Raw genomic sequence first — 18,160 nt, 5'->3', positions numbered from 1 at the left:
GTCCTCACTGGACCTGCACCACCTTCGAGACCAGCCACGCGCCGCCGGCCTTGCTCAGATCCATCTGCCAGCGGTAGAAGCGCTCCTGCGGCGCGCTGCGGGAGCCGTCCCAGCGGATCTCCACGTCGGCCACCACCAGCACCCTGGCCGTCGTGGCGCTCATCGAGACCAGGCCGGTCGCGCGCAGCACGCCCTGCTGGACGACCTTGTTCTCGACCGTGGTGGCCCTCAGCTTGGCGGCGTTGGCCTCGTACTCGGCCCTGGCGGCGCCGGTGGAGGTGGTGAGGATGCGCCGCACGTCGGCGTCGGCGCTCTTGTAGTCCAGCGAGACGAGGTTCTTGGCGTGCGTGCCCGCCGCCTGGAGCACGGCCTGCCTGTCGTCCGCTCTGCCCTGCTCCTCGCGCGCCTGCGCCGCGATCCACCCGCCCGTGCCGACCAGCACCGCCAGCGCCCCGCTGAGCGCGGCGATCAGGAGGCGAGCGGGCCGGGCGGCGAGTCCTGCCACGTCTGCTCACCCCTTTCCGGCCGGTCGCTGCCGGATCATAACGCGACATCCGCTCGTGAAGCCCTCTTATCGACAGAGCCGGTCCGGAGCGAATCGGCCAGACGCGAAAGATCTCCGCAAATGCCCCCAGATGGCCCTCAGGGGCACGCTGAGCGCCCAGCGCGCCTTCCCCTTGCGATGGCAGCCCCTTCGACCTTGCGGGGCGCCACGGGGAGACTCAGGCGATCCCGTGCAGGTGGGCGTTGATCAGGCGAGGGTACTCCTCCAGCCAGTTGCGCCCGCGCTCGTCCACGAACGAGCCCTGCGGCGGGATCACCCCGTTGGCCGCCAGCCACGTGCCGGGCGGCCTCTGCGTGCGGCGGATCTTGTTCCCGGACGGCATGAGCTGCGGCGGGATCGGCGGCAGCGGTCCCGGATCGTGCCCCATCTGCGCCTCGGCCTCCAGCTCCGACAGGTCCTTCTCCTCGGACATGCCGATCGGGCCGTGCTTCCTGGCGTTCAGGAACTGCCGCACCACCGGCTCGTCGCTCGACAGCAGCATCTCCCGCGAGCCGAACATCACCAGCTCCCGCCGGAACATCAGCCCGATGTTGTCGGGCACCGTACGGGCGGTGTTGATGTCGTGCGTCACGATCAGGAACGTCGCCTCGATCTCGGCGTTGATGTCCACGATGAGCTGGTTGAGTATCGCGGTGCGGACCGGGTCGAGACCCGAGTCGGGCTCGTCGAACAGGATGATCTCCGGGTCCAGCACCAGCGCCCTGGCCAGCCCGGCCCGCTTGCGCATGCCGCCGGAGATCTCGCCGGGCAGCTTCGTCTCGGCGCCCAGGAGGCCGACCAGCTCCACCTTCTCCATGACGATCTGGCGGATCTGGGTCTCGCTCTTCTTCGTGTGCTCGCGCAGCGGGAAGGCGATGTTGTCGTAGAGGTTGAGCGAGCCGAACAGGGCGCCGTCCTGGAACAGCACGCCGAACAGGCGGCGCAGCTCGTACAGCTTGGCCTCGGCGCAGTGGGCCAGGTCGAAGCCGTCGATCCAGATGTGCCCGCGGTCCGGCCGCAGCAGGCCGACCATGGTCTTGAGGAAGACCGACTTGCCGGTGCCCGAGGGGCCGAGCAGCACCGAGATCTCGCCCGCGGGCAGCGTGAGCGAGACGTCCTCCCAGATGACCTGCCGGCCGAACGACTTCGTCAGCCCGTCGACCACGACTTCCACGCCCACGGTCACCTTCCCTGTCGCCGGGGGTCATCAGGGGACAACGCTCTCCTGCACCGTAACGGCGTCGCGCGGAATGGGGACCGGATCCCGGAGCCTTGTTACCGGGCAGTTATGAGACTTCTTGTCCAGTAAGCGCGCGCAGGCTCGGCCGCAGCAGCCGGGCCAGCTCCTCCTGGGGCACGCCGCGCAGCTCGTCGATCTCCAGCAACTGGTGGCCCACGGTGATGCCGAGCATGGTGAGCGTCATCAGCGCCGCCCGCAGCCGCGCGTCGTCGCCGGGCATCGCCTCGGCCAGGCGGTCGATCTGCCGGCTGAGCACCTGCCGCGCGGACGCGGCGGCCTCGGGATGGGTGAGCATGGAGCGCATCATGGCGAGGGAGCCCTGCGGCAGCTCGCCGAGCTTCATGGTCAGCGAGCCCAGCACGTGCTCGACCGCGCCCTCGGCGTCCAGCTCGCCGTCGGCGGGCGGCGTCATGCGTACGGCCTGCTGGAACAGCTCCTGCTTGCTGCCGAAGTACTGCATCACGAGGGCCGGGTCGACCTCGGCCCGCCTGGCGACGCCCCTGATCGTGGCCCGCTCGTAACCCAGCTCGGCGAAAAGCACCCGGGCCGCGTCGAGGATCCGCGCCTCGGTTCGCCGCCGCCTCTCCGCCCTCGGAACGCCCACGCCCCCGACTCTACACACGTTGACCGACCGCTCCGATTCGCTCTACGCTCGTTGAGTCAACGACTGTTGAGCGAAATCCGGGTGAGTCATGTCCATCGAAGAGATCGTCGCCGGCTTCCACGCGGCCATGCTGCACAAGTCCGCCGACGAGCTGGCCGACCTGTACGCCGAGGACGCCCTCCACGAGTTCCCCTTCGGCGGCCTGGCGCCGTACGAGGGCAGGGAGGCGGTGCGCGAGAACTACCGCGCCACGTGGGGTGCCACGCCGTTCGAGGTCGAGGAGGTGCGCCAGGTCGCCCTGCACCGCACGCAGGACCCGGAGGTCGTGGTGGTGGAGCAGACCGTGCACGGCACGGCGGGCGGCCACCGCCTCACCGTGCCCGGCCTGCTCGTGCTGCGGATCAGGGACGGCAAGATCGTGCACACCAGGGACTACATGGACACCAGTGCCATCGCCCAGGTACGAGCGGCCGGCTGACCGTCGTGTGAGGCGGGCGGCGCACCGCTGCGCGAGGCGGGCGGCTCACTGCTCGGCGAGGCGGGCGGCGCACCGCTGCGGGATGCTGCCGGCTGGTGCTCAGCTCTGCGTGAGGTCGAACACCGTCGTACCGCCGACCGTGGTCGCGGTGAACGTCTCCCGCACCCAGGCCGCGATCCGCGCCGCGTCGTCGCTGCCGCCGGTGCTGCGCCCTGCACCCCCCATGCCGGTGCCGACGAAGTAGTGGATCTTCCCCTCGGCGACGTACTGCTGGAATCGCTCCAGCGTCGGCGCCGGATCCGTGCCGTTGAACCCGCCCACCGCCATCACCGGCAGCTCCGTGGCGAGCTGATAGCCGGCCGCGTTGTTGGACCCGACCGTCGCCGCCACCCACGTGTAGCCGGCGGCGCCGGACTTCAGCAGCGCGGTCAGCTCGGCGCTCGGCGTGCCCGCGTTGAGCAGCCCGCCCATGCCGCCACGGCTCTGTGGCCCACCCGGTCTCCTCTGCGTGAACGCCTGGTTGTTGCCGCCCCGCCGGCCACCTCCAGGCCGCTGGAACCCGCCGTCGGACGATCTCGTGGCGGGCCCGGCGGTCGGGATGGCGCCCGTGTGCGGGGACGCCGCCGTGTCCACCGCGTACGCCGCCGGCCCCGCCAGGCACGCCACCACCGCGACCGCGACCACGGCGGCCACCCGCCGGGTGAACAGCATCACCAGCGCCGCCCCGAGCCCCGCCACCAGCACGACCACGCCCAGCCAAGGGTTCCAGCCGGAGCTGCGCGACAGCAGCACGTACGACCACACCGCCGTCCCCGCCGCGACCACGGCAAGCAGGCGGTGCGCGCCCCGCTCCCACGCCACGGCCGCCCCGATGCCGACGAGCGCGGCGATGGCCGGCGCGAGGGCCACGGTGTAGTAGGCGTGGAAGATGCCCTGCATCAGGCTGAAGATCAGCCCGGTGACGAGAAGCCAGCTTCCCCACACCCACAGCGCCGCCCGTACAGGATCGGCCCGGGACGCGCGGCGGGTCAGCCACGTGGCGGCGGCCAGCAGCACGAGCGCGGCCGGCAGCAGCCACGAGATCTGCCCGCCCGCCTCGGTGTCGAACAGCCGCAGCCAGCCCGCCTGCTGGTTGAGGTTGCCGAGCCCGCCGTAGTCGGCGCCGTTGAGCCGCCCGATGCCGTTGTAGCCGAGCGCCAGCTCCAGCACGCTGTTGGTCTGCGAGCCCCCGATGTACGGCCGCTCCGAGGCGGGCACGAGCGCCACGGCGAGCAGCCACCACCCGGCGGCGACCACCATGGCCGCGCCTGCCAGCAGCAGTTGCCGCACCCGGCGCCAGAACGCCACCGGCGCCGCCAGCAGGTACACCAGCGCGAACCCGGGCAGCACGAGGAACGCCTGCAACATCTTCGCCAGGAACGCGAACCCGATCGCCACCCCGGCCAGCACCAGCCACCGCGTGGCACCGTGCTCCTGCGCCCTGATCACGCAGTACGCCGCCACGGTCAGCAGCAGCACCAGCAACGCGTCGGGGTTGTTGAAGCGGAACATGAGCACGGCCACCGGCGTCAGCGCCATCGCCGCACCCGCCAGCAACGCGGCCCAGGCCGGGAACAGCCGGCGCACCGAGGCGTACACCATCGCCACCGTGCCGACGCCCATCAGCGCCTGCGGCACGAGGATCGCCCAGGAGCTCAGCCCGAACAGGCGCACGCTGAGCACCATCGGCCACAGCGACGCGGGCGTCTTGTCCACGGTGATCGCGCCCGCCGCGTCGGAGGCCCCGAAGAAGAACGCCTTCCAGCTCTGGCTGCCGGCCTGCACCGCCGCCGAGTAGAACGAGTTGGCCCACCCGGAGGCGCCGAGCCCCCAGAGGTAGAGCGCGGCGGTGCCGGCGAGCAGCGCGGCCAGCGCCCAACGAGACTTCGCTTCGGTAACCACGCCAAGGACGCTAGGCGGGCCGGTTGGCCGGGCGATGAGACGTCCATGAGAATCCTCTGAGGCACGCCCCGGAAACGCGAAAAGAGGCGGGCACACCCGGCACCAGGGTGTATCCGCCTCTTTCCGAACAGCTTGTCGTGAATTACTTCACGGTGACGGTGGCGCCGGCGCCCTCAAGGGCAGCCTTGGCCTTCTCCGCCTGCTCCTTGTTGACCTTGCCGTCGAAGACCGGCTTCGGAGCGCCGTCGACCAGGTCCTTGGCCTCCTTGAGGCCCAGGGACGTCAGGGCGCGGATCTCCTTGATGACCTGGATCTTCTTGTCGCCGGCGGCCTCGAGGATGACGTCGAACTCGTCCTGCTCCTCGACGGCGGCGGCCTCGCCACCACCGGAGGCGGCGGGGGCGGCGGCAACCGCGACGGGGGCGGCGGCCTTGACGTCGAAGGTCTCCTCGAAGACCTTCACGAACTCGGACAGCTCGAGGAGGGTCATCTCCTTGAACGCGTCGAGCAGCTCGTCGGTGCTGAGCTTCGCCATGATCGTTTCCTTACGTTAGGTCTTGCTGAAAACTAGGAACGGGACCGCGGTACGTGCGGCAACCCCCGTGTTACTCGCCAGCCTCATCGCGCTTGGCGCGCAAGGCGTCGGCCAGCTGAGCCATCTGCGTGGGCAGAGCGGCGAACATCGCGGCCGCGGCGCTCTGCTTGGCCTTCAGGGCACCGGCAAGCTTCGCGAGGAGAACCTCGCGGGACTCGAGGTCGGCGAGCTTGGTGATCTCGGAAGCGTCGAGCGTCTTACCGTCGAGGACGCCGCCCTTGATCACCAGAAGGGGATTGGCCTTGGCGAAGTCACGCAGACCCTTGGCCGCCTCGACAACGTCACCGTTGACGAAGGCGATCGCGGTCGGACCGGTGAGCAGGCCGTCGAGGCCCGTCAGACCGGCCTCGTTGGCCGCGATCTTGGTCAGGGTGTTCTTCGCCACGGCGAACTTCGCATTCCCACCGAGAGAGACACGCAGCTCCTTGAGCTGCGCGACGGTGAGACCGCGGTACTCGGTCAGAACGGCGGCCTGGCTGCCTTCGAACTCACTCTTGAGCTCGGCAACCGCTGTCGCCTTATCCGCCCTCGCCATGGGCCTCCTTCCAGATGTGCCGCCGGAGAAGGCCCAGAAAATGAGAACAGCCCCGGCGCAGGGCGCACGGGGCTCACGCACACGGAAACCACCATGTGGGAAACTCGTATCACACCTGCGCAGGTCGCCCACTCACGTGGATCCTTCGGTCGCCAGGCTCAGAGCACCCGACGACGACCGGCGGTCTTCGGCAACGACCAGAGTACGTGCTGGCCGCCGAGTTTCCAAATCGCTCTCAGTTGGTCGTGCCCTTGGGCAGCTCACCGACCTGGTCGGCGGGCGGGGCCTGGATGTTGACGGCCTCGTTGAACCCCTTGAAGAACAGGGTCGCGTCGAGGGTGGCGCCCTCCTTGGAGCCGTTCAGGGCGAGCTTGCGGGGCAGCTCGTCGGCCGCCACCCACATGTCGAACTTGACGTCCTTCAGCTCGGCCAGGTTCTGGCGGGCCTGCTCCTGCTTGTCGGCGGGAAGCTGTTGCACGGCCACGTCCACCGGGAACGTGCCGCTGTAGTGGGTGGTGTCCTCGCCGTTGACGCTCTCGGTGCCGACCGACTTCACGTCCTTGGACGCGGTGACGAGCTTGGTCACGTTGCCCAGGTCGAACTGCTGGATCTGGCCGAGATACTGGTTCACCTCACCGGCGTGACCGGTCTCGTTCAGCGAGACCTTGATCCACGGCTTGGTGTTGCCCAGGAAGTCGTTGAGAGCCTGGACCTTCACGTAGACGGTGTCGCCCTGGAGCACCGCGCGGACCCCACCGGGGACGTTGCGGCCCCCCATGTCCACGGTGTCCAGCGTCAGGTCGGCGGCGAGCTGCGGCTTGCTCTGGTAGAGCATGCGGCCCTGCACCTTGCCATTGCCCTGCTGCGGGTGCGAGACGTTCACCACCGCGTCGACCGTGTAGCTGGTGACCTCGGCGGTCTTCTGCGCGGCCTGCGCGAGCACCTCCGAAGCGGCCAGGTTGACCTGGATGGGCTGGGCGTTCGATCCACAACCGGCGACCGCGGCCACGACGAGCGCGGCGCCTGCCGCGGTCATACTTATCGTGCGCTTCAGCATGTCTTGACCCTACTTTTAAGTTTCCGGGTCATGGCGCCTTCCCCGCACAATTCGGGGAAAACCCAGGGTTCTCCCCCACAGGCTCTGCACAATCCCCACACAACTCGCTGATCGCCCGGCTGATCCGGTCCACGTCGAAGCGTTCCGCCGGGGCAGCGGAGCCTGCGCGCGCTCGCGCAGCTCGCCCGCCGCCCGCAACAGCTCCGCCGCCTCACGCACCGCCCCCTCCAGAAGCCGCGCGCCCGCCAATCCCTCCAGGGCGAGGGCCTCGGCACGGGCGTCGCCGTCCGCGCGGGCCACGTCGAGGCTGCGCGCGTGCAGGTCGGCCGCCGTTCCGGCGTCCCCGCGCCGCTCCGCGACGAAGCCCAGCTCCGCCAGCAGCAACGCCACGGGAGCGCCACCGCCGCCGATCCGGCGCAACCACTCCAGTCCGGTACGGAAGTAGCGCTCGGCCGCGTCCAGGTCACCCCGGCGCCGCGCGGCCAGACCGAGACCGATCCTCGCGAACTCCTCCATCGACTTGTCCGACTGCTCCACCGCCAGCCGCCGGGCCCGCTCGTGCAGCTCGTCGGCCCGTTCGAGGTCGCCGGCGAGCAGGGCGATCCGGCCCAGGCGCGAGGTCAGCAACGACTCCTCCGACCGCAGCCCCAGCCGCTCGGCGACCCGCAGCCCCGCCGCCAAGTGCTCGGCGGCCTCCTCATAGGCCCCGGCGATCTCGGCCAGCACCCCCAGCGGCTCGGCCGTCTGCAACAACCCCCACTGGTCCCCCAGCTCGCCGAACAGCTCCGCCGCCCGCTCGCCGTCCCGCCGGACCGTCTCGAAGTCGCCGCGCAGCGCGGCGTAGCGCGCCAGCCCGGCCAGCGCCGCCGCCGTCCCCCATCGATCACCCACCGCTTCGAACGTCCGCAACGCCCCCTCGATGTACCGGACCCCGTCCCCCTGCTCTCCCACCCCGCACAACGCAAACCCCACGAACCACCGCAACCGCGCCCGCGTCCCCGGCTCGACGACACCGTCCAGCACCGCCTCGAACCTGTCCCCCAGAGCCACCCCGGCACCCTCCGGGGCCCTGCCGCCGCCCTCCGCGGCCACGCCGTCGCCCTCACGCGCCGGGTCGGCGTCCCTCTCCTGTGCCGGCCAGGCAGGGCTTTCTCCGGCGCGCAGCCCGATGACGGCGGCCCAGACCCGCGCCTGCGCCCGCGCCGACGGCTCGCCGCCGCCCAGCGACAGCGCCCGGGTGAGCGCCTGCCGGGCCTCGCTCAGGCGGCCGGTCATGAACCAGTACCAGGACAGCGCGTCGACCAGCCGCAGAGCATGATCGGCCGCCCCCTGCCCGGCCGCGTGATCCAGCGCGGCCCGCAGGTTGGCGCCCTCGGCCCGCAACCGGGTCAGCCACATGTCCTGCTCGGCGCCGCGCAACCCGGCCTCGGCCCGCTCGGCGAGCGCGACGCAGTAGCGGAGGTGCCGCTCCCGCATCATCCCCAGCTCGCCCGCCGCGCCGAGCCGTTCCAGGCAGTACTCCGCGACCGGCTCCAGCAACCGGTACCGCCCGTCGCTCCGCACCACCATCGACCGCTCGACGAGCCGCCCGAGGACGCCCATGACCTCGGAGACCTCCACCTCGCCCCCGGCACAGGTCCGCTCGGCCGCCTCCAGCGTGCACCCGCCGGCGTGCACCGCGAGCCGGGCCAGCACCACCCGCTCCGGCGGGCTCAGCAGCTCCCAGCTCCAGTCGATCACGGCGGCGAGCGTCCGCTGGCGGGCCGGCGCGTCCCTGGGCCCGTCGTCCAGCAGCCGCAGGCTCAGCCGCTCGGCCAGCTCCCGCACGCCCAGCCCGCGCACCCGGGCGGCGGCCAGCTCCAGGGCCAGCGGGATCCCGCCGAGCCGACGGCAGATCTCCGCCACCGCCTCCCCGTCGTCCACCACCCCGCCGGCCGCGGCGACCCGCTCGCCGAACAGCCGCGCCGCCTCCTCTGCCTCCAGCGGCGGCACCGGGATCACCGTCTCCCCGGCCAGGCGCAACGGCTCCCGGCTGGTGGCCAGCACCCGCAGCCCCGGCACGCGGCGCAGCGCCGGCCCCACGACCTCGGCGACCTGGTCGAGCAGGTGCTCGCAGTTGTCGAGGACCAGCAGCAACCGCCTGCCGTGCAGCACCTCGTGCAGCGCACGCCCGTCGTCCCGCACGCCCAGCGCCTCCAGCACCACCTCCGCCCCGAACCGCCGCACCTCGCCCAGCTCCACGAGGTACACAGCGTCCTCGGCCCAGGTGGCGGCCACCTCCAGCGAGAGCCGCGTCTTTCCGACGCCGCCCGGCCCGGTCAGCGTGACCAGCCGCGCCCCCTCCAGGGCCGACCGGACCCGGCGCGTCTCCGAATCGCGCCCGACGAGCGGCGTGGCCGGCGCCGGCAGGACGGAACCCGCCAAGCCGCCGGGCACCAGGGCCCCGCCCTGGCCGGACGTCAGCGGCGCGCCCTCGCCGGACGTCAGCCGCGCGTCCTGGCGGGATGCCCGGCGCGCGTCCCGCCCGAGCGTCAACGGCGGGTCCTCGTGGGGCGTCAGGGACGCGTCCTGGCGGAGCATGGCCGTGTGCAGGGCCGTCAGCAGCGGCCCCGGGTCGGTGCCGAGTTCGTCGGCCAGCAGGCGGCGTACCCGCTCGTAAGCCTCCAGCGCCTCCGCCTGCCGCCCCGCCCCGTACAGAGCCCGCAGGTAGGCGGCCTGGAGGCGCTCGCGCAGCGGGTGGCGGGCGGCCAGGGCGCCCAGCTCTCCGGCGAGCCCGCGGTGCTCGCCCAGCTCCAGGCGGGCCTCGGCGCGTTCCTCCAGCGCGTCCAGCCGGGCCGCCTCCAGCCGGGCGATGGCGGGGGCGGCGAAGGCGGCGTCGGCGAAGTCCGCCAGCGCCGGCCCCCGCCACAGCGTGAGGGCGTCGGCGAGCAGGTCCGCCCGGGTACGGGGGTCCGTCGCGGCGCGCGCCCGGGAGACCAGGACGTCGAACCGCCCCTGGTCCACCGCGTCGGCCTCGACGGCGAGCCGGTACCCGGCCGGCCCGGAGGCGACGAGGCCGCGCGCGCCGGGCTCGGCGTCGTCCAGCACCCGGCGCAGCTGGGAGACCTTCTGCTGCAGCGCGTTGGCGGGATGCCGGGGCAGGTCCCCTTCCCAGAGGTCGTCGATGAGCCGGTCGGCGGAGACCGGCCGCCCTTCCTGGACGAGCAGGTCGGCCAGGAGGGCGCGGACCTTCGCCTCGGGGACGCGGACCGGCTCGCCGGCCTCCGTCAGGACCACGAGCGGCCCCAGCACCCCGAAACGCACCCGTCACACGTTAGGTGAACTCCTTCCCGAAATCGAACGTCCGCCACCGTTCTGGGCGGATCCGGAAGGTCACCCAGCCGCCCAGGTCGTCCTGGACGGCGGCGAAGAACCGTTCGCCCTGTTCCGGGCCGAGGTACCGGATCGACCATTCCCGGTACTCGGCGGGATCGACCGGCTCGTGGCCGGCGACGGGGCCGTCCACGGAGACGTACCGGTAGGGCATCGCCTCCTGCTGCACCGCGAACCCGACGGCGGGGGCCGTGCGGATCAGGTCGTACTTGCGGGTGCCGGACGACGTGCTGATCCGGACGTCGCCGCCGGGCGTGTAGGCGTACCAGATGGGGATCAGCAGCGGCGCGCGCCCGTCGGGGACGCTCAGCACGCCGATGTGCGTGCCGGCCAGGAACTCCTCGCGCTCGCGGACGCTCATGCGGGTGGACACGTTCCTGCCTCCCTCAGCCGAGCCGGACGAGCATCTTGCCGGTGTTGGCGCCGCGCAGCACCCCGAGGAACGCCTCCGGGGCCCGTTCGAGACCCTCCACGACCGTCTGCTCGTAACGCAGGGACCCGTCGGCGATCCAGGCGGCGCCGCGCTCGATCCATTCGGGGAACAGGTCGAGGTGCCCGGGGATGTAGATGCCGCCCAGCGTGGCGTTCTTGGAGGCGAGCCGGAACAGGTTGTCCGGGCCGGGCACCGGCTCGGTCGCGTTGTAGCCGGAGATCGCGCCGACCATCCCGATGCGGCCGCGCTCGCGCAGCGCCGCGATCGCGGCCCTGAGGTGGTCGCCGCCGACGTTGTCCACGTAGACGTCGATGCCGCCGGGCGCGGCCTCGGACAGTTGCTTGGCGATCGGCCCGGCCCGGTGGTCCAGCCCGGCGTCGAAGCCGAACGTGGTGACCAGCTTCTCCGCCTTCTCCGGCCCGCCGGCCGAGCCGATCACCCGCGCGGCGCCCAGCTTGCGGGCGACCTGCCCGGCGATGCTGCCGACCGCGCCCGCGGCGGCCGACACCCACACGACGTCGCCCTCCCGGACGGGGGCCACCCGGGTCAACGTCGCGTACGCGGTCAATCCGGTCGTGCCCAGCGGCCCCAGGTAGACCTCGGCGGGCGCCAGGCTCGTGTCCACGACGGTCGCCTCCGCCGCGTCCAGCAGCGCGTACTCGCGCCAGCCGAGGAAATGCGTCACGGTGCTGCCCACGGGGACGGCCGCGGACCGCGAGGCGACCACCTCGCCGACCGCGCTGCCCAGCAGCGGCGCGCCGAGCTCGTACGGCCGCGCGTACTCGACGTCCTCCCGCATCCACTCCCGCATGTACGGGTCCACCGACATCCACGTGTTGCGGACCACGATCTGCCCCTCGGCGGGCTCGGGGACGCGGGTCTCGGCCAGTTCGAAGATCTCGGCGGTCGGCTCGCCCACGGGGCGGGCGGCCAGCCGGATCTCACGGTTCATCAGTTCGTCGCTCATGCCCCCACAGTGCCGCCCGCCGCTTTGGGTTTCCTTTGGGTCAGCGAGCGGAAGGCAAAAGGCTCTTTGAGCGGAAAGCACATGGGTCTTCGGGCGGAAAGCAAAACGCCCCCGCCCGGACGAACCGGGCAGGGGCGAAGAGGCTTGCTGAGGGCTCAGGCGTCGAGCTCGGCCGTCAGCCCACGCGTCAGGTTGGGGTCGACCGGAACGCCCGGCCCCATCGTCGTGGAGAAGGTGACCTTCTTCAGGTAACGGCCCTTGGCCGCCGACGGCTTGAGACGCAGCACCTCGTCGAGGGCGGCGGCGTAGTTCTCGATGAGCTGGCGCTCGCCGAACGACGTCTTGCCGATGATGAAGTGCAGGTTGGCCTGCCGGTCGGTGCGGAACTCGATCTTGCCGCCCTTGATCTCCGTCACGGCCTTGGCGACGTCGGGCGTCACCGTGCCGGTCTTCGGGTTGGGCATGAGGCCACGCGGGCCGAGCACGCGGCCCAGGCGGCCGACCTTGCCCATCAGGTCGGGCGTGGCCACCACGGCGTCGAACTCGTTGAGCCGGTTCCCCTTGGCGATCTCGTCGATCAGCTCGTCGGCGCCGACGATGTCGGCGCCCGCCTCGCGGGCCGCCTCGGCACGGTCACCGGTCGCGAAGACCAGGACCCGGGCGGTCTTGCCGGTGCCGTGCGGGAGGTTGACCGTGCCGCGCACGATCTGGTCGGCCTTGCGAGGGTCGACGCCCAGCCGGAGGGCGACCTCGACGGTGGCGTCGAACTTGGTGGTCGACGTCTCCTTGGCCAGCCTCGCGGCCTCGACGGGCGAGTAGAGCTTGTCGCGGTCGACCTTGGCGGCCGCGTCTTTGTGCGCCTTGCTGCGCTGCATTCTTGACTCCTAGTGGTGTCCGGGCCGCATGCGGCGGCCCTCCCACGAACTGCTGGGAAAGGTCTTACTCGGCGATGGTGATGCCCATCGACCGGGCGGTGCCGGCGATGATCTTCTCGGCCGCCTCGATGTCGTTGGCGTTGAGGTCGGGCATCTTCGTCTCGGCGATGCTGCGCAGCTGCTCGCGGCTGAGCTTGCCCACCTTGTCGCGGTGCGGGACCGCGCTGCCCTTGTCGAGACCCAGGGCCTTCTTGATCAGCTCGGGCGCCGGGGGCGTCTTCGTGACGAAGGTGAAGCTGCGGTCTTCGAAAATGGTGATCTCAACGGGGATGATGTTGCCCCGCTGGGCCTCCGTCGCAGCGTTGTACTGCTTGACGAAGTCCATGATGTTGACGCCGTGGGGACCGAGGGCGGTACCCACCGGCGGAGCCGGCGTGGCCTGGCCGGCCGGCAGCTGCACCTTGACGAGTGCGGCGATCTTCTTCTTCGGAGGCATTAGTCCTTCTCCGGGTCCTGATTGCGATGCGCCCGGCCCGTGGGATTGCGGCCCGGACATGTCGGAGGCCGCCCCTCGCGATGAGGCGGCCAGCCGAACGTCTAAGTGTATGTGATCGTCTTAGATCTTCGAGACCTGGTTGAACGAGAGCTCCACCGGAGTCTCGCGGCCGAAGATCGACACGAGCACCTTGAGCTTCTGCGACTCGGGGCTGATCTCGCTCACCGAGGCGGGCAGCGTGGCGAACGGGCCGTCCATGACCGTGACCGACTCGCCGATCTCGAACTCGACGGTGGGGCCGCTGGCGGCCTTCGTCGTGGTCTTCTTGGCCTCTTCGGTCGGCTCGGGCGCCAGCAGCTTGGCGACCTCGTCGAGGCTGAGCGGGCTCGGCTTGTTGGACAGGCCGACGAAGCCGGTCACGCCGGGCGTGTTGCGCACGGCGGCCCACGACTCGTCGGTCAGCTCCATGCGCACCAGCACGTAGCCGGGCAGCACGCGCTCCTTGACCGGGACCTTCTTGCCGCTCTTGAACTCCTGGACGGTGTGCGTCGGCACCTCGACCTGGTAGATGTAGTCCTCCATGTTGAGCGACACGTTGCGGCTCTCGATGTTGGACTTCACGCGGTTCTCGTAGCCGGCGTAGGAGTGGATGACGTACCACTCACCGGGCAGACCCCGCAGCGAGCTCTTGAACTCCTCGACGGGATCGACGTCGGGAAGCACTTCACCGTCCTCGACGGTGGCCGCCTCTTCCTCGGCGGCCTCGTCGCTCTCCTCGACCTCGGCCTCCTCGAGAGCCGCCTCGGCGGACTCCTCAGTGGCCTCTTCCAGCTCGTCGCCCCACTCGTCGCGGGACTCGTCCGCCGGAATTGAAGACTCGGACACGGTGACTCTTCCTCTTTCGTGGTTTCGAATGGCGACTCCGTCAGGCGACCCACCCGGCGGCGTCTCGGTCAGGATCCGCCGAAGACGCGGAGGACCGCCCATCCCAGGGCGCTGTCGAGCCCGTACACGATCGCAACCATGATCAGAACGAATACCAGAACGACCGTGGTGTAGGTGATGAGATCCTTGCGTGTCGGCCAGATGACCTTGCGGAGCTCGTTGACGACCTGCCGGTAGAAGAGGGCAGGAGAAGTGCGGGTCTTCTTCTCGCCACTAGGCTTGTCTGCGGTCTCGCCGCGCGTGTCGATCGCCACAGTCCTCACCTGATCCGTCGTATCCAACGCAGTCTTGCGGCGCGCTTACACGCCAATTGTTGCGCGGACCGCACTCGCAGGGCACGAGGGACTCGAACCCCCAACCGCCGGTTTTGGAGACCGGTGCGCTACCAATTGCGCCAGTGCCCTATGTCGTAGACCAGACTACCCTGATCGACTCACTGCCTGGACCGAACCGCTCGCCGACATGCGGCGGAAGGACCAGGCGAAAGCATACGGGTGATTGCCCGCCACGTCGAACCAAAACCTGATCGCCCAGGTCACGCGCACGCGAAGGCCGCGTGGGAGCATGGAGTCATGTCCACCCGATCCCGCATCTCCGCGAGAATTTCCGCGATTTCCGAGTCCGCCACGCTCGCCGTGGACGCCAAGGCGAAGGCGATGAAGGCGGCCGGGCGCCCCGTCATCGGCTTCGGCGCGGGCGAGCCCGACTTCCCGACGCCCGGGTACATCGTCGAGGCGGCGATCGAGGCGGCCCGCGACCCGCGCTTCCACAAGTACACGCCGGCGGGCGGCCTGCCCGAGCTGAAGCAGGCGATCGCCGCCAAGACGCTGCGCGACTCCGGCTACGCGGCCGAGGCCGCGCAGGTGCTGGTCACCAACGGCGGCAAGCAGGCGGTGTACGAGGCGTTCGCGACGCTGCTCGACCCGGGTGACGAGGTGCTGGTCGTCGCCCCCTACTGGACGACCTACCCCGAGGCGATCAAGCTGGCCGGCGGCGTGCAGGTGGACGTCGTGACCGACGAGTCCACCGGCTACCTGGCGAGCGTCGACCAGCTGGAGGCGGCGCGCACCGAGCGGACGAAGGTGCTGCTGTTCGTCTCGCCGTCCAACCCGACGGGCGCCGTCTACTCGCGCGAGGAGACGGTCGCGATCGGCCGCTGGGCGGCCGAGCACGGCCTGTGGGTGGTCACCGACGAGATCTACGAGCACCTCGTGTACGGCGGGGCCGAGTTCACCAGCATCGCCACGGCCGTGCCGGAGCTGGGCGACCGCGTGGTGATCCTCAACGGCGTGGCCAAGACGTACGCGATGACGGGCTGGCGCGTGGGCTGGATGATCGGCCCGTCCGACGTGGTGAAGGCCGCCACGAACCTGCAGTCGCACGCCACCTCCAACGTCTCGAACGTGGCGCAGATGGCGGCACTGGCGGCGGTGTCGGGCGACCTGTCGGCGGTGGCCGAGATGCGCACGGCGTTCGACCGGCGCCGCCAGACGATGGTCAGGATGCTGAACGAGATCCCGGGCGTGTTCTGCCCGGAGCCGAAGGGGGCGTTCTACGCGTACCCGTCGGTGAAGGAGCTGATCGGCAAGGAGCTGCGCGGCCGGCGGCCCCAGTCGTCCGGCGAGCTGGCGGAGCTGATCCTGGAGGAGGCCGAGGTCGCCGTGGTGCCCGGTGAGGCTTTCGGCACCCCGGGCTACTTCAGGCTGTCCTACGCGCTGGGTGACAACGACCTGGCCGAGGGCGTCAGCCGGATGGGCAAGCTGCTCGCCGAGGCCCGCTAAGTGGTGATGTCGGCGGCGATGGGCCTGATGTCGTCGGCGAGGCCGGGGGTCGCGCCGACGTAGACGGCGGTGCCGGGCCGCTCCAGCCACATGAAGCTGCGCACGCCCGTGCGGGTGGTCCAGCGCAGCGCGGGCTTGCCCTTGTACGCCGTCAGCGTCGACCGGGCGACCAGCGTGGCGAACTGCTCGGCGGTGCGCACCCCGCAGACGACGCCGACGTACATGCGCTCGTCGTTGTCGCTCCAGATGCGGCCCTCCACCTTGAGCGGCCGGGTGAGCGAGTCGAGGCGGCCGAACGCGCCCGCCGGGGCGAGCCCGGCGGGCGAGGCCGGCACGCGCACGTCGGTGCCGTCGCAGGACAGCGAGATCGAGTCGCTGCCCGCCCCGGTGGGGTCGTGGGACCGCGAGGGAGAGGGGGACGGCGGGGTGGTCGAGCTGCCCTGCACCTCGCCGCCGTCACCGCCGTCACCGCCGGCGCCGCCGCATCCCGTGAGCGTGAGCATGAGGAGAACCGCCGCCAACCGCCGCATCGACCCCCCATGAGGTGTGTGGAACCAGGGAAAAGGCTCCTAGTCTCCTACAGGAGCCTTGACCGAGGCGGCAATTGCGGCGAGTTCGCGGCCGAACGAGTCGCTGACGCGGACCAGCGCGCCCGTTCCCGGCCGTTCGAGCCAGGCGAGCACGCGGCCGCCGCCGGGGTACCTGCCGGCCACGGCGGGCCTGCCGCGCACGGTGGTGGCCCGGGCGTCCAGCACGGTGAGCCGGTGGCGGTAGCCGTCCCAGTCGGCGGCTACCGTACCGTGCTCCACCTGCACCTCGGCGAATCCGCCCGCGGAGCCGAACCGGGCGCGGGCGCCGGTCGCGGTGACCTCGCCGCCGCTGCGCGCCAGCCCGTCCGGCAGGTACGACAGCCAGAAGTCGGCGGCGACGACGGCGAGAACGGGGGCGCGGGGCGGGGCGGGCTGCCCGACCCCCGCGCCCGCGGGCCGCTCAGGCTCGGGCTCGGGCCCAGATTCGGGCTCGGGTTCGGGTTCGGCCAGGACGGGCTCCGGCGTCGGTACGGCGGCCCGCGGCAGGCGCCCGAAGCCCGAGGAGAACAGGGCGTAGATGATGAAGGCCGTGGCTCCGAGCGCCAGCACGGCGAGCGCCGCGCGCCATCCCTGGCCGGTGTGGTGCCCCTCGGGGATCATGGTGACTTGATCCCCCATCGGGCCCCTTCCGTACCGTGGAGCCCAGCGGCCGCGTGAGGTCGGGTGGCAAGATATGCAGATGCTCCGGCCCCTGCACGCGCTTCCCAAGGCTCACCTGCACCTGCACTTCACCGGCTCGATGCGGCACTCGACCCTGATCGAGCTGGCCAGGGAGCAGGGGCTGACCCTGCCCGACGCGCTGGAGCAGGACTGGCCGCCCAAGCTGCGGGCGACGGACGAGCGGGGCTGGTTCCGCTTCCAGCGGCTGTACGACATCGCGAGGTCCGTGCTCACCCGCCCGGAACACGTCTACCGGCTGATGCGGGAGACCGCCGAGGACGAGGTGGCGGCCGGGTCGCGGTGGCTGGAGATCCAGGTGGACCCGTCGGGGTACGCGCAGCGCTTCGGCGGCCTGACGGCGACGCTGGAGCTGATGCTGGACGCGGTGGAGCAGGCGTCGCGGCACGCGGGCGTCGGGATGGCGGTGGTCGTCGCGGCCAACCGCACCCGCCACCCGCTCGACGCCAACACCCTGGCCAGGCTCGCCACCCAGTACGCCGGCAAGGGCGTGATCGGCTTCGGCCTGTCCAACGACGAGCGGCGCGCCCAGGCGAGAGACTTCGAGCGGGCGTTCCGGATCGCCAAGCGGGGCGGGCTGCTGGCGGTGCCGCACGGGGGCGAGCTGCTCGGGCCGCGCAGCGTCGCCCAGTGCGTGGACGACCTGGGCGCCGACCGGGTGGGGCACGGGGTGCGGGCGGCCGAGGACGAGTGGCTGATGCAGCGGCTGGCCGACCGGCAGATCTGCTGCGAGGTGTGCCCCACGTCGAACGTGGGCCTGGGCGTGGTGGAGGAGGCGGCGGACGTGCCGGTGCGGCGGCTGTTCGACGCGGGGGTGCCGATCGCGCTGGGCGCCGACGACCCGCTGCTGTTCGGCACGCGGCTGCTGCGCCAGTACGAGCTGGCCAGGGAGGTGTACGGGTTCGGTGATGCGGAGGTGGCGGAGCTGGCCCGGCAGTCCGTACGGTCGTCGGCGGCGCCGGAGTCGGTGCGCAAGGAGCTGCTGAAGGGCGTGGACGACTGGCTCACCGGGGCCCTCCACTGAGCCGG

General features: G+C 71.4%; 19 protein-coding genes and 1 tRNA gene. 3 read left to right on the top strand and 17 right to left on the bottom strand.

The features are described from left to right. Positions 1–4 precede the first annotated feature (4 nt). The 3 genes from KIS93_RS37430 to KIS93_RS37420 all read right to left on the bottom strand — a co-directional run bounded on the left by KIS93_RS37430 (position 5) and on the right by KIS93_RS37420 (position 2,388). On the bottom strand, positions 5–505 hold the full coding sequence (locus tag KIS93_RS37430; RefSeq protein WP_080043247.1) for a hypothetical protein: 501 nt from the start codon (positions 503–505) through the stop codon (positions 5–7). Between the two features lie 217 nt (positions 506–722). Beyond that, on the bottom strand, positions 723–1,724 hold the full coding sequence (locus KIS93_RS37425; protein WP_080047281.1) for an ABC transporter ATP-binding protein: 1,002 nt from the start codon (positions 1,722–1,724) through the stop codon (positions 723–725). A gap of 106 nt (positions 1,725–1,830) precedes the next feature. Beyond that, entirely contained in the window at positions 1,831–2,388 is a 558-nt protein-coding gene (locus KIS93_RS37420; protein WP_080043248.1) for a TetR/AcrR family transcriptional regulator, read from the bottom strand. 88 nt (positions 2,389–2,476) lie between these two features. On the opposite strand from KIS93_RS37420, the gene KIS93_RS37415 reads away from it, so the two are divergent. Beyond that, positions 2,477–2,866 carry a nuclear transport factor 2 family protein gene (locus KIS93_RS37415; protein ID WP_080043249.1) on the top strand — a complete coding sequence of 130 codons (390 nt, stop codon included), beginning with the start codon at positions 2,477–2,479 and terminating at the stop codon, positions 2,864–2,866. A 99-nt stretch (positions 2,867–2,965) separates the two neighbouring features. Here the strand turns inward: KIS93_RS37415 and KIS93_RS37410 are convergent, their stop codons facing one another. The 12 genes from KIS93_RS37410 to KIS93_RS37355 all read right to left on the bottom strand — a co-directional run bounded on the left by KIS93_RS37410 (position 2,966) and on the right by KIS93_RS37355 (position 14,486). After that, a complete protein-coding gene (locus KIS93_RS37410; RefSeq protein ID WP_230465614.1) occupies positions 2,966–4,807 on the bottom strand; it encodes a mannosyltransferase YkcB-related protein in 1,842 nt (613 codons plus the stop codon). A 142-nt stretch (positions 4,808–4,949) separates the two neighbouring features. Further along, positions 4,950–5,342, bottom strand: coding sequence for a 50S ribosomal protein L7/L12 (gene rplL / locus KIS93_RS37405; RefSeq protein WP_080043250.1), 393 nt, complete (start codon positions 5,340–5,342; stop codon positions 4,950–4,952). A gap of 70 nt (positions 5,343–5,412) precedes the next feature. Continuing rightward, on the bottom strand, positions 5,413–5,937 hold the full coding sequence (rplJ, locus tag KIS93_RS37400; RefSeq protein WP_080043251.1) for a 50S ribosomal protein L10: 525 nt from the start codon (positions 5,935–5,937) through the stop codon (positions 5,413–5,415). Between the two features lie 235 nt (positions 5,938–6,172). After that, positions 6,173–6,994: an SCO4651 family lipoprotein gene (locus tag KIS93_RS37395; RefSeq protein WP_246005402.1), complete on the bottom strand. Its 822-nt coding sequence runs from the start codon at positions 6,992–6,994 to the stop codon at positions 6,173–6,175. Between the two features lie 15 nt (positions 6,995–7,009). Beyond that, positions 7,010–10,297: an AfsR/SARP family transcriptional regulator gene (locus KIS93_RS37390; protein ID WP_186404620.1), complete on the bottom strand. Its 3,288-nt coding sequence runs from the start codon at positions 10,295–10,297 to the stop codon at positions 7,010–7,012. A gap of 10 nt (positions 10,298–10,307) precedes the next feature. After that, complete coding sequence (locus KIS93_RS37385) at positions 10,308–10,739, bottom strand: pyridoxamine 5'-phosphate oxidase family protein (protein WP_222107714.1); 432 nt, start codon at positions 10,737–10,739, stop codon at positions 10,308–10,310. A gap of 13 nt (positions 10,740–10,752) precedes the next feature. Then, complete coding sequence (locus tag KIS93_RS37380) at positions 10,753–11,766, bottom strand: NADP-dependent oxidoreductase (RefSeq protein ID WP_080043254.1); 1,014 nt, start codon at positions 11,764–11,766, stop codon at positions 10,753–10,755. 155 nt (positions 11,767–11,921) lie between these two features. Then, positions 11,922–12,641 carry a 50S ribosomal protein L1 gene (gene rplA, locus KIS93_RS37375; protein WP_080043255.1) on the bottom strand — a complete coding sequence of 240 codons (720 nt, stop codon included), beginning with the start codon at positions 12,639–12,641 and terminating at the stop codon, positions 11,922–11,924. 64 nt (positions 12,642–12,705) lie between these two features. Beyond that, positions 12,706–13,137: a 50S ribosomal protein L11 gene (gene rplK, locus KIS93_RS37370; RefSeq protein ID WP_020544879.1), complete on the bottom strand. Its 432-nt coding sequence runs from the start codon at positions 13,135–13,137 to the stop codon at positions 12,706–12,708. A gap of 120 nt (positions 13,138–13,257) precedes the next feature. Continuing rightward, the gene (gene nusG, locus KIS93_RS37365; protein ID WP_080043256.1) at positions 13,258–14,022 is read right to left on the bottom strand and encodes a transcription termination/antitermination protein NusG; all 765 of its coding nucleotides are present in this window, start codon (positions 14,020–14,022) and stop codon (positions 13,258–13,260) included. A gap of 68 nt (positions 14,023–14,090) precedes the next feature. Further along, a complete protein-coding gene (gene secE, locus KIS93_RS37360; RefSeq protein WP_080043257.1) occupies positions 14,091–14,336 on the bottom strand; it encodes a preprotein translocase subunit SecE in 246 nt (81 codons plus the stop codon). A 77-nt stretch (positions 14,337–14,413) separates the two neighbouring features. After that, positions 14,414–14,486, bottom strand: a tRNA-Trp gene (locus KIS93_RS37355). Between the two features lie 168 nt (positions 14,487–14,654). Here KIS93_RS37355 and KIS93_RS37350 point away from each other — a divergent pair. Next, positions 14,655–15,863, top strand: coding sequence for a pyridoxal phosphate-dependent aminotransferase (locus KIS93_RS37350; protein ID WP_080043258.1), 1,209 nt, complete (start codon positions 14,655–14,657; stop codon positions 15,861–15,863). On the opposite strand, the gene KIS93_RS37345 is transcribed toward KIS93_RS37350, so the two are convergent. Both KIS93_RS37345 and KIS93_RS37340 read right to left on the bottom strand, forming a co-directional pair. Continuing rightward, on the bottom strand, positions 15,860–16,366 hold the full coding sequence (locus tag KIS93_RS37345; RefSeq protein WP_080043259.1) for a hypothetical protein: 507 nt from the start codon (positions 16,364–16,366) through the stop codon (positions 15,860–15,862). The two genes, KIS93_RS37350 and KIS93_RS37345, sit on opposite strands and share 4 nt — an antisense overlap. Positions 16,367–16,432: 66 nt before the next feature. Then, positions 16,433–17,071 carry a hypothetical protein gene (locus KIS93_RS37340; protein ID WP_155128623.1) on the bottom strand — a complete coding sequence of 213 codons (639 nt, stop codon included), beginning with the start codon at positions 17,069–17,071 and terminating at the stop codon, positions 16,433–16,435. 61 nt (positions 17,072–17,132) lie between these two features. Between KIS93_RS37340 and KIS93_RS37335 the strand changes: the two genes are divergently transcribed. Next, a complete protein-coding gene (locus KIS93_RS37335) occupies positions 17,133–18,155 on the top strand; it encodes an adenosine deaminase (protein WP_080047284.1) in 1,023 nt (340 codons plus the stop codon). Positions 18,156–18,160: the final 5 nt, after the last annotated feature.

This window comes from [Actinomadura] parvosata subsp. kistnae, assembly GCF_900323885.1.
GTDB classification, from domain to species: Bacteria; Actinomycetota; Actinomycetes; order Streptosporangiales; family Streptosporangiaceae; genus Nonomuraea; species Nonomuraea composti.
Note: the sequence above shows the minus strand (reverse complement) of the source record. Positions and strands in the feature narration are given on the sequence as shown.

Bases quoted from the DNA above. Each gene is read 5' to 3' on its own strand.
- KIS93_RS37350 (WP_080043258.1), top strand. From the start codon at position 14,655: ATGTCCACCCGATCCCGCATCTCCGCGAGAATTTCCGCGATTTCCGAG.
- rplK (WP_020544879.1), bottom strand. From the start codon at position 13,137: ATGCCTCCGAAGAAGAAGATCGCCGCACTCGTCAAGGTGCAGCTGCCG.
- rplA (WP_080043255.1), bottom strand. From the start codon at position 12,641: ATGCAGCGCAGCAAGGCGCACAAAGACGCGGCCGCCAAGGTCGACCGC.
- KIS93_RS37335 (WP_080047284.1), top strand. From the start codon at position 17,133: ATGCTCCGGCCCCTGCACGCGCTTCCCAAGGCTCACCTGCACCTGCAC.
- KIS93_RS37415 (WP_080043249.1), top strand. From the start codon at position 2,477: ATGTCCATCGAAGAGATCGTCGCCGGCTTCCACGCGGCCATGCTGCAC.
- KIS93_RS37395 (WP_246005402.1), bottom strand. From the start codon at position 6,994: ATGCTGAAGCGCACGATAAGTATGACCGCGGCAGGCGCCGCGCTCGTC.
- rplJ (WP_080043251.1), bottom strand. From the start codon at position 5,937: ATGGCGAGGGCGGATAAGGCGACAGCGGTTGCCGAGCTCAAGAGTGAG.
- KIS93_RS37380 (WP_080043254.1), bottom strand. From the start codon at position 11,766: ATGAGCGACGAACTGATGAACCGTGAGATCCGGCTGGCCGCCCGCCCC.
- rplL (WP_080043250.1), bottom strand. From the start codon at position 5,342: ATGGCGAAGCTCAGCACCGACGAGCTGCTCGACGCGTTCAAGGAGATG.
- KIS93_RS37345 (WP_080043259.1), bottom strand. From the start codon at position 16,366: ATGCTCACGCTCACGGGATGCGGCGGCGCCGGCGGTGACGGCGGTGAC.
- KIS93_RS37340 (WP_155128623.1), bottom strand. From the start codon at position 17,071: ATGGGGGATCAAGTCACCATGATCCCCGAGGGGCACCACACCGGCCAG.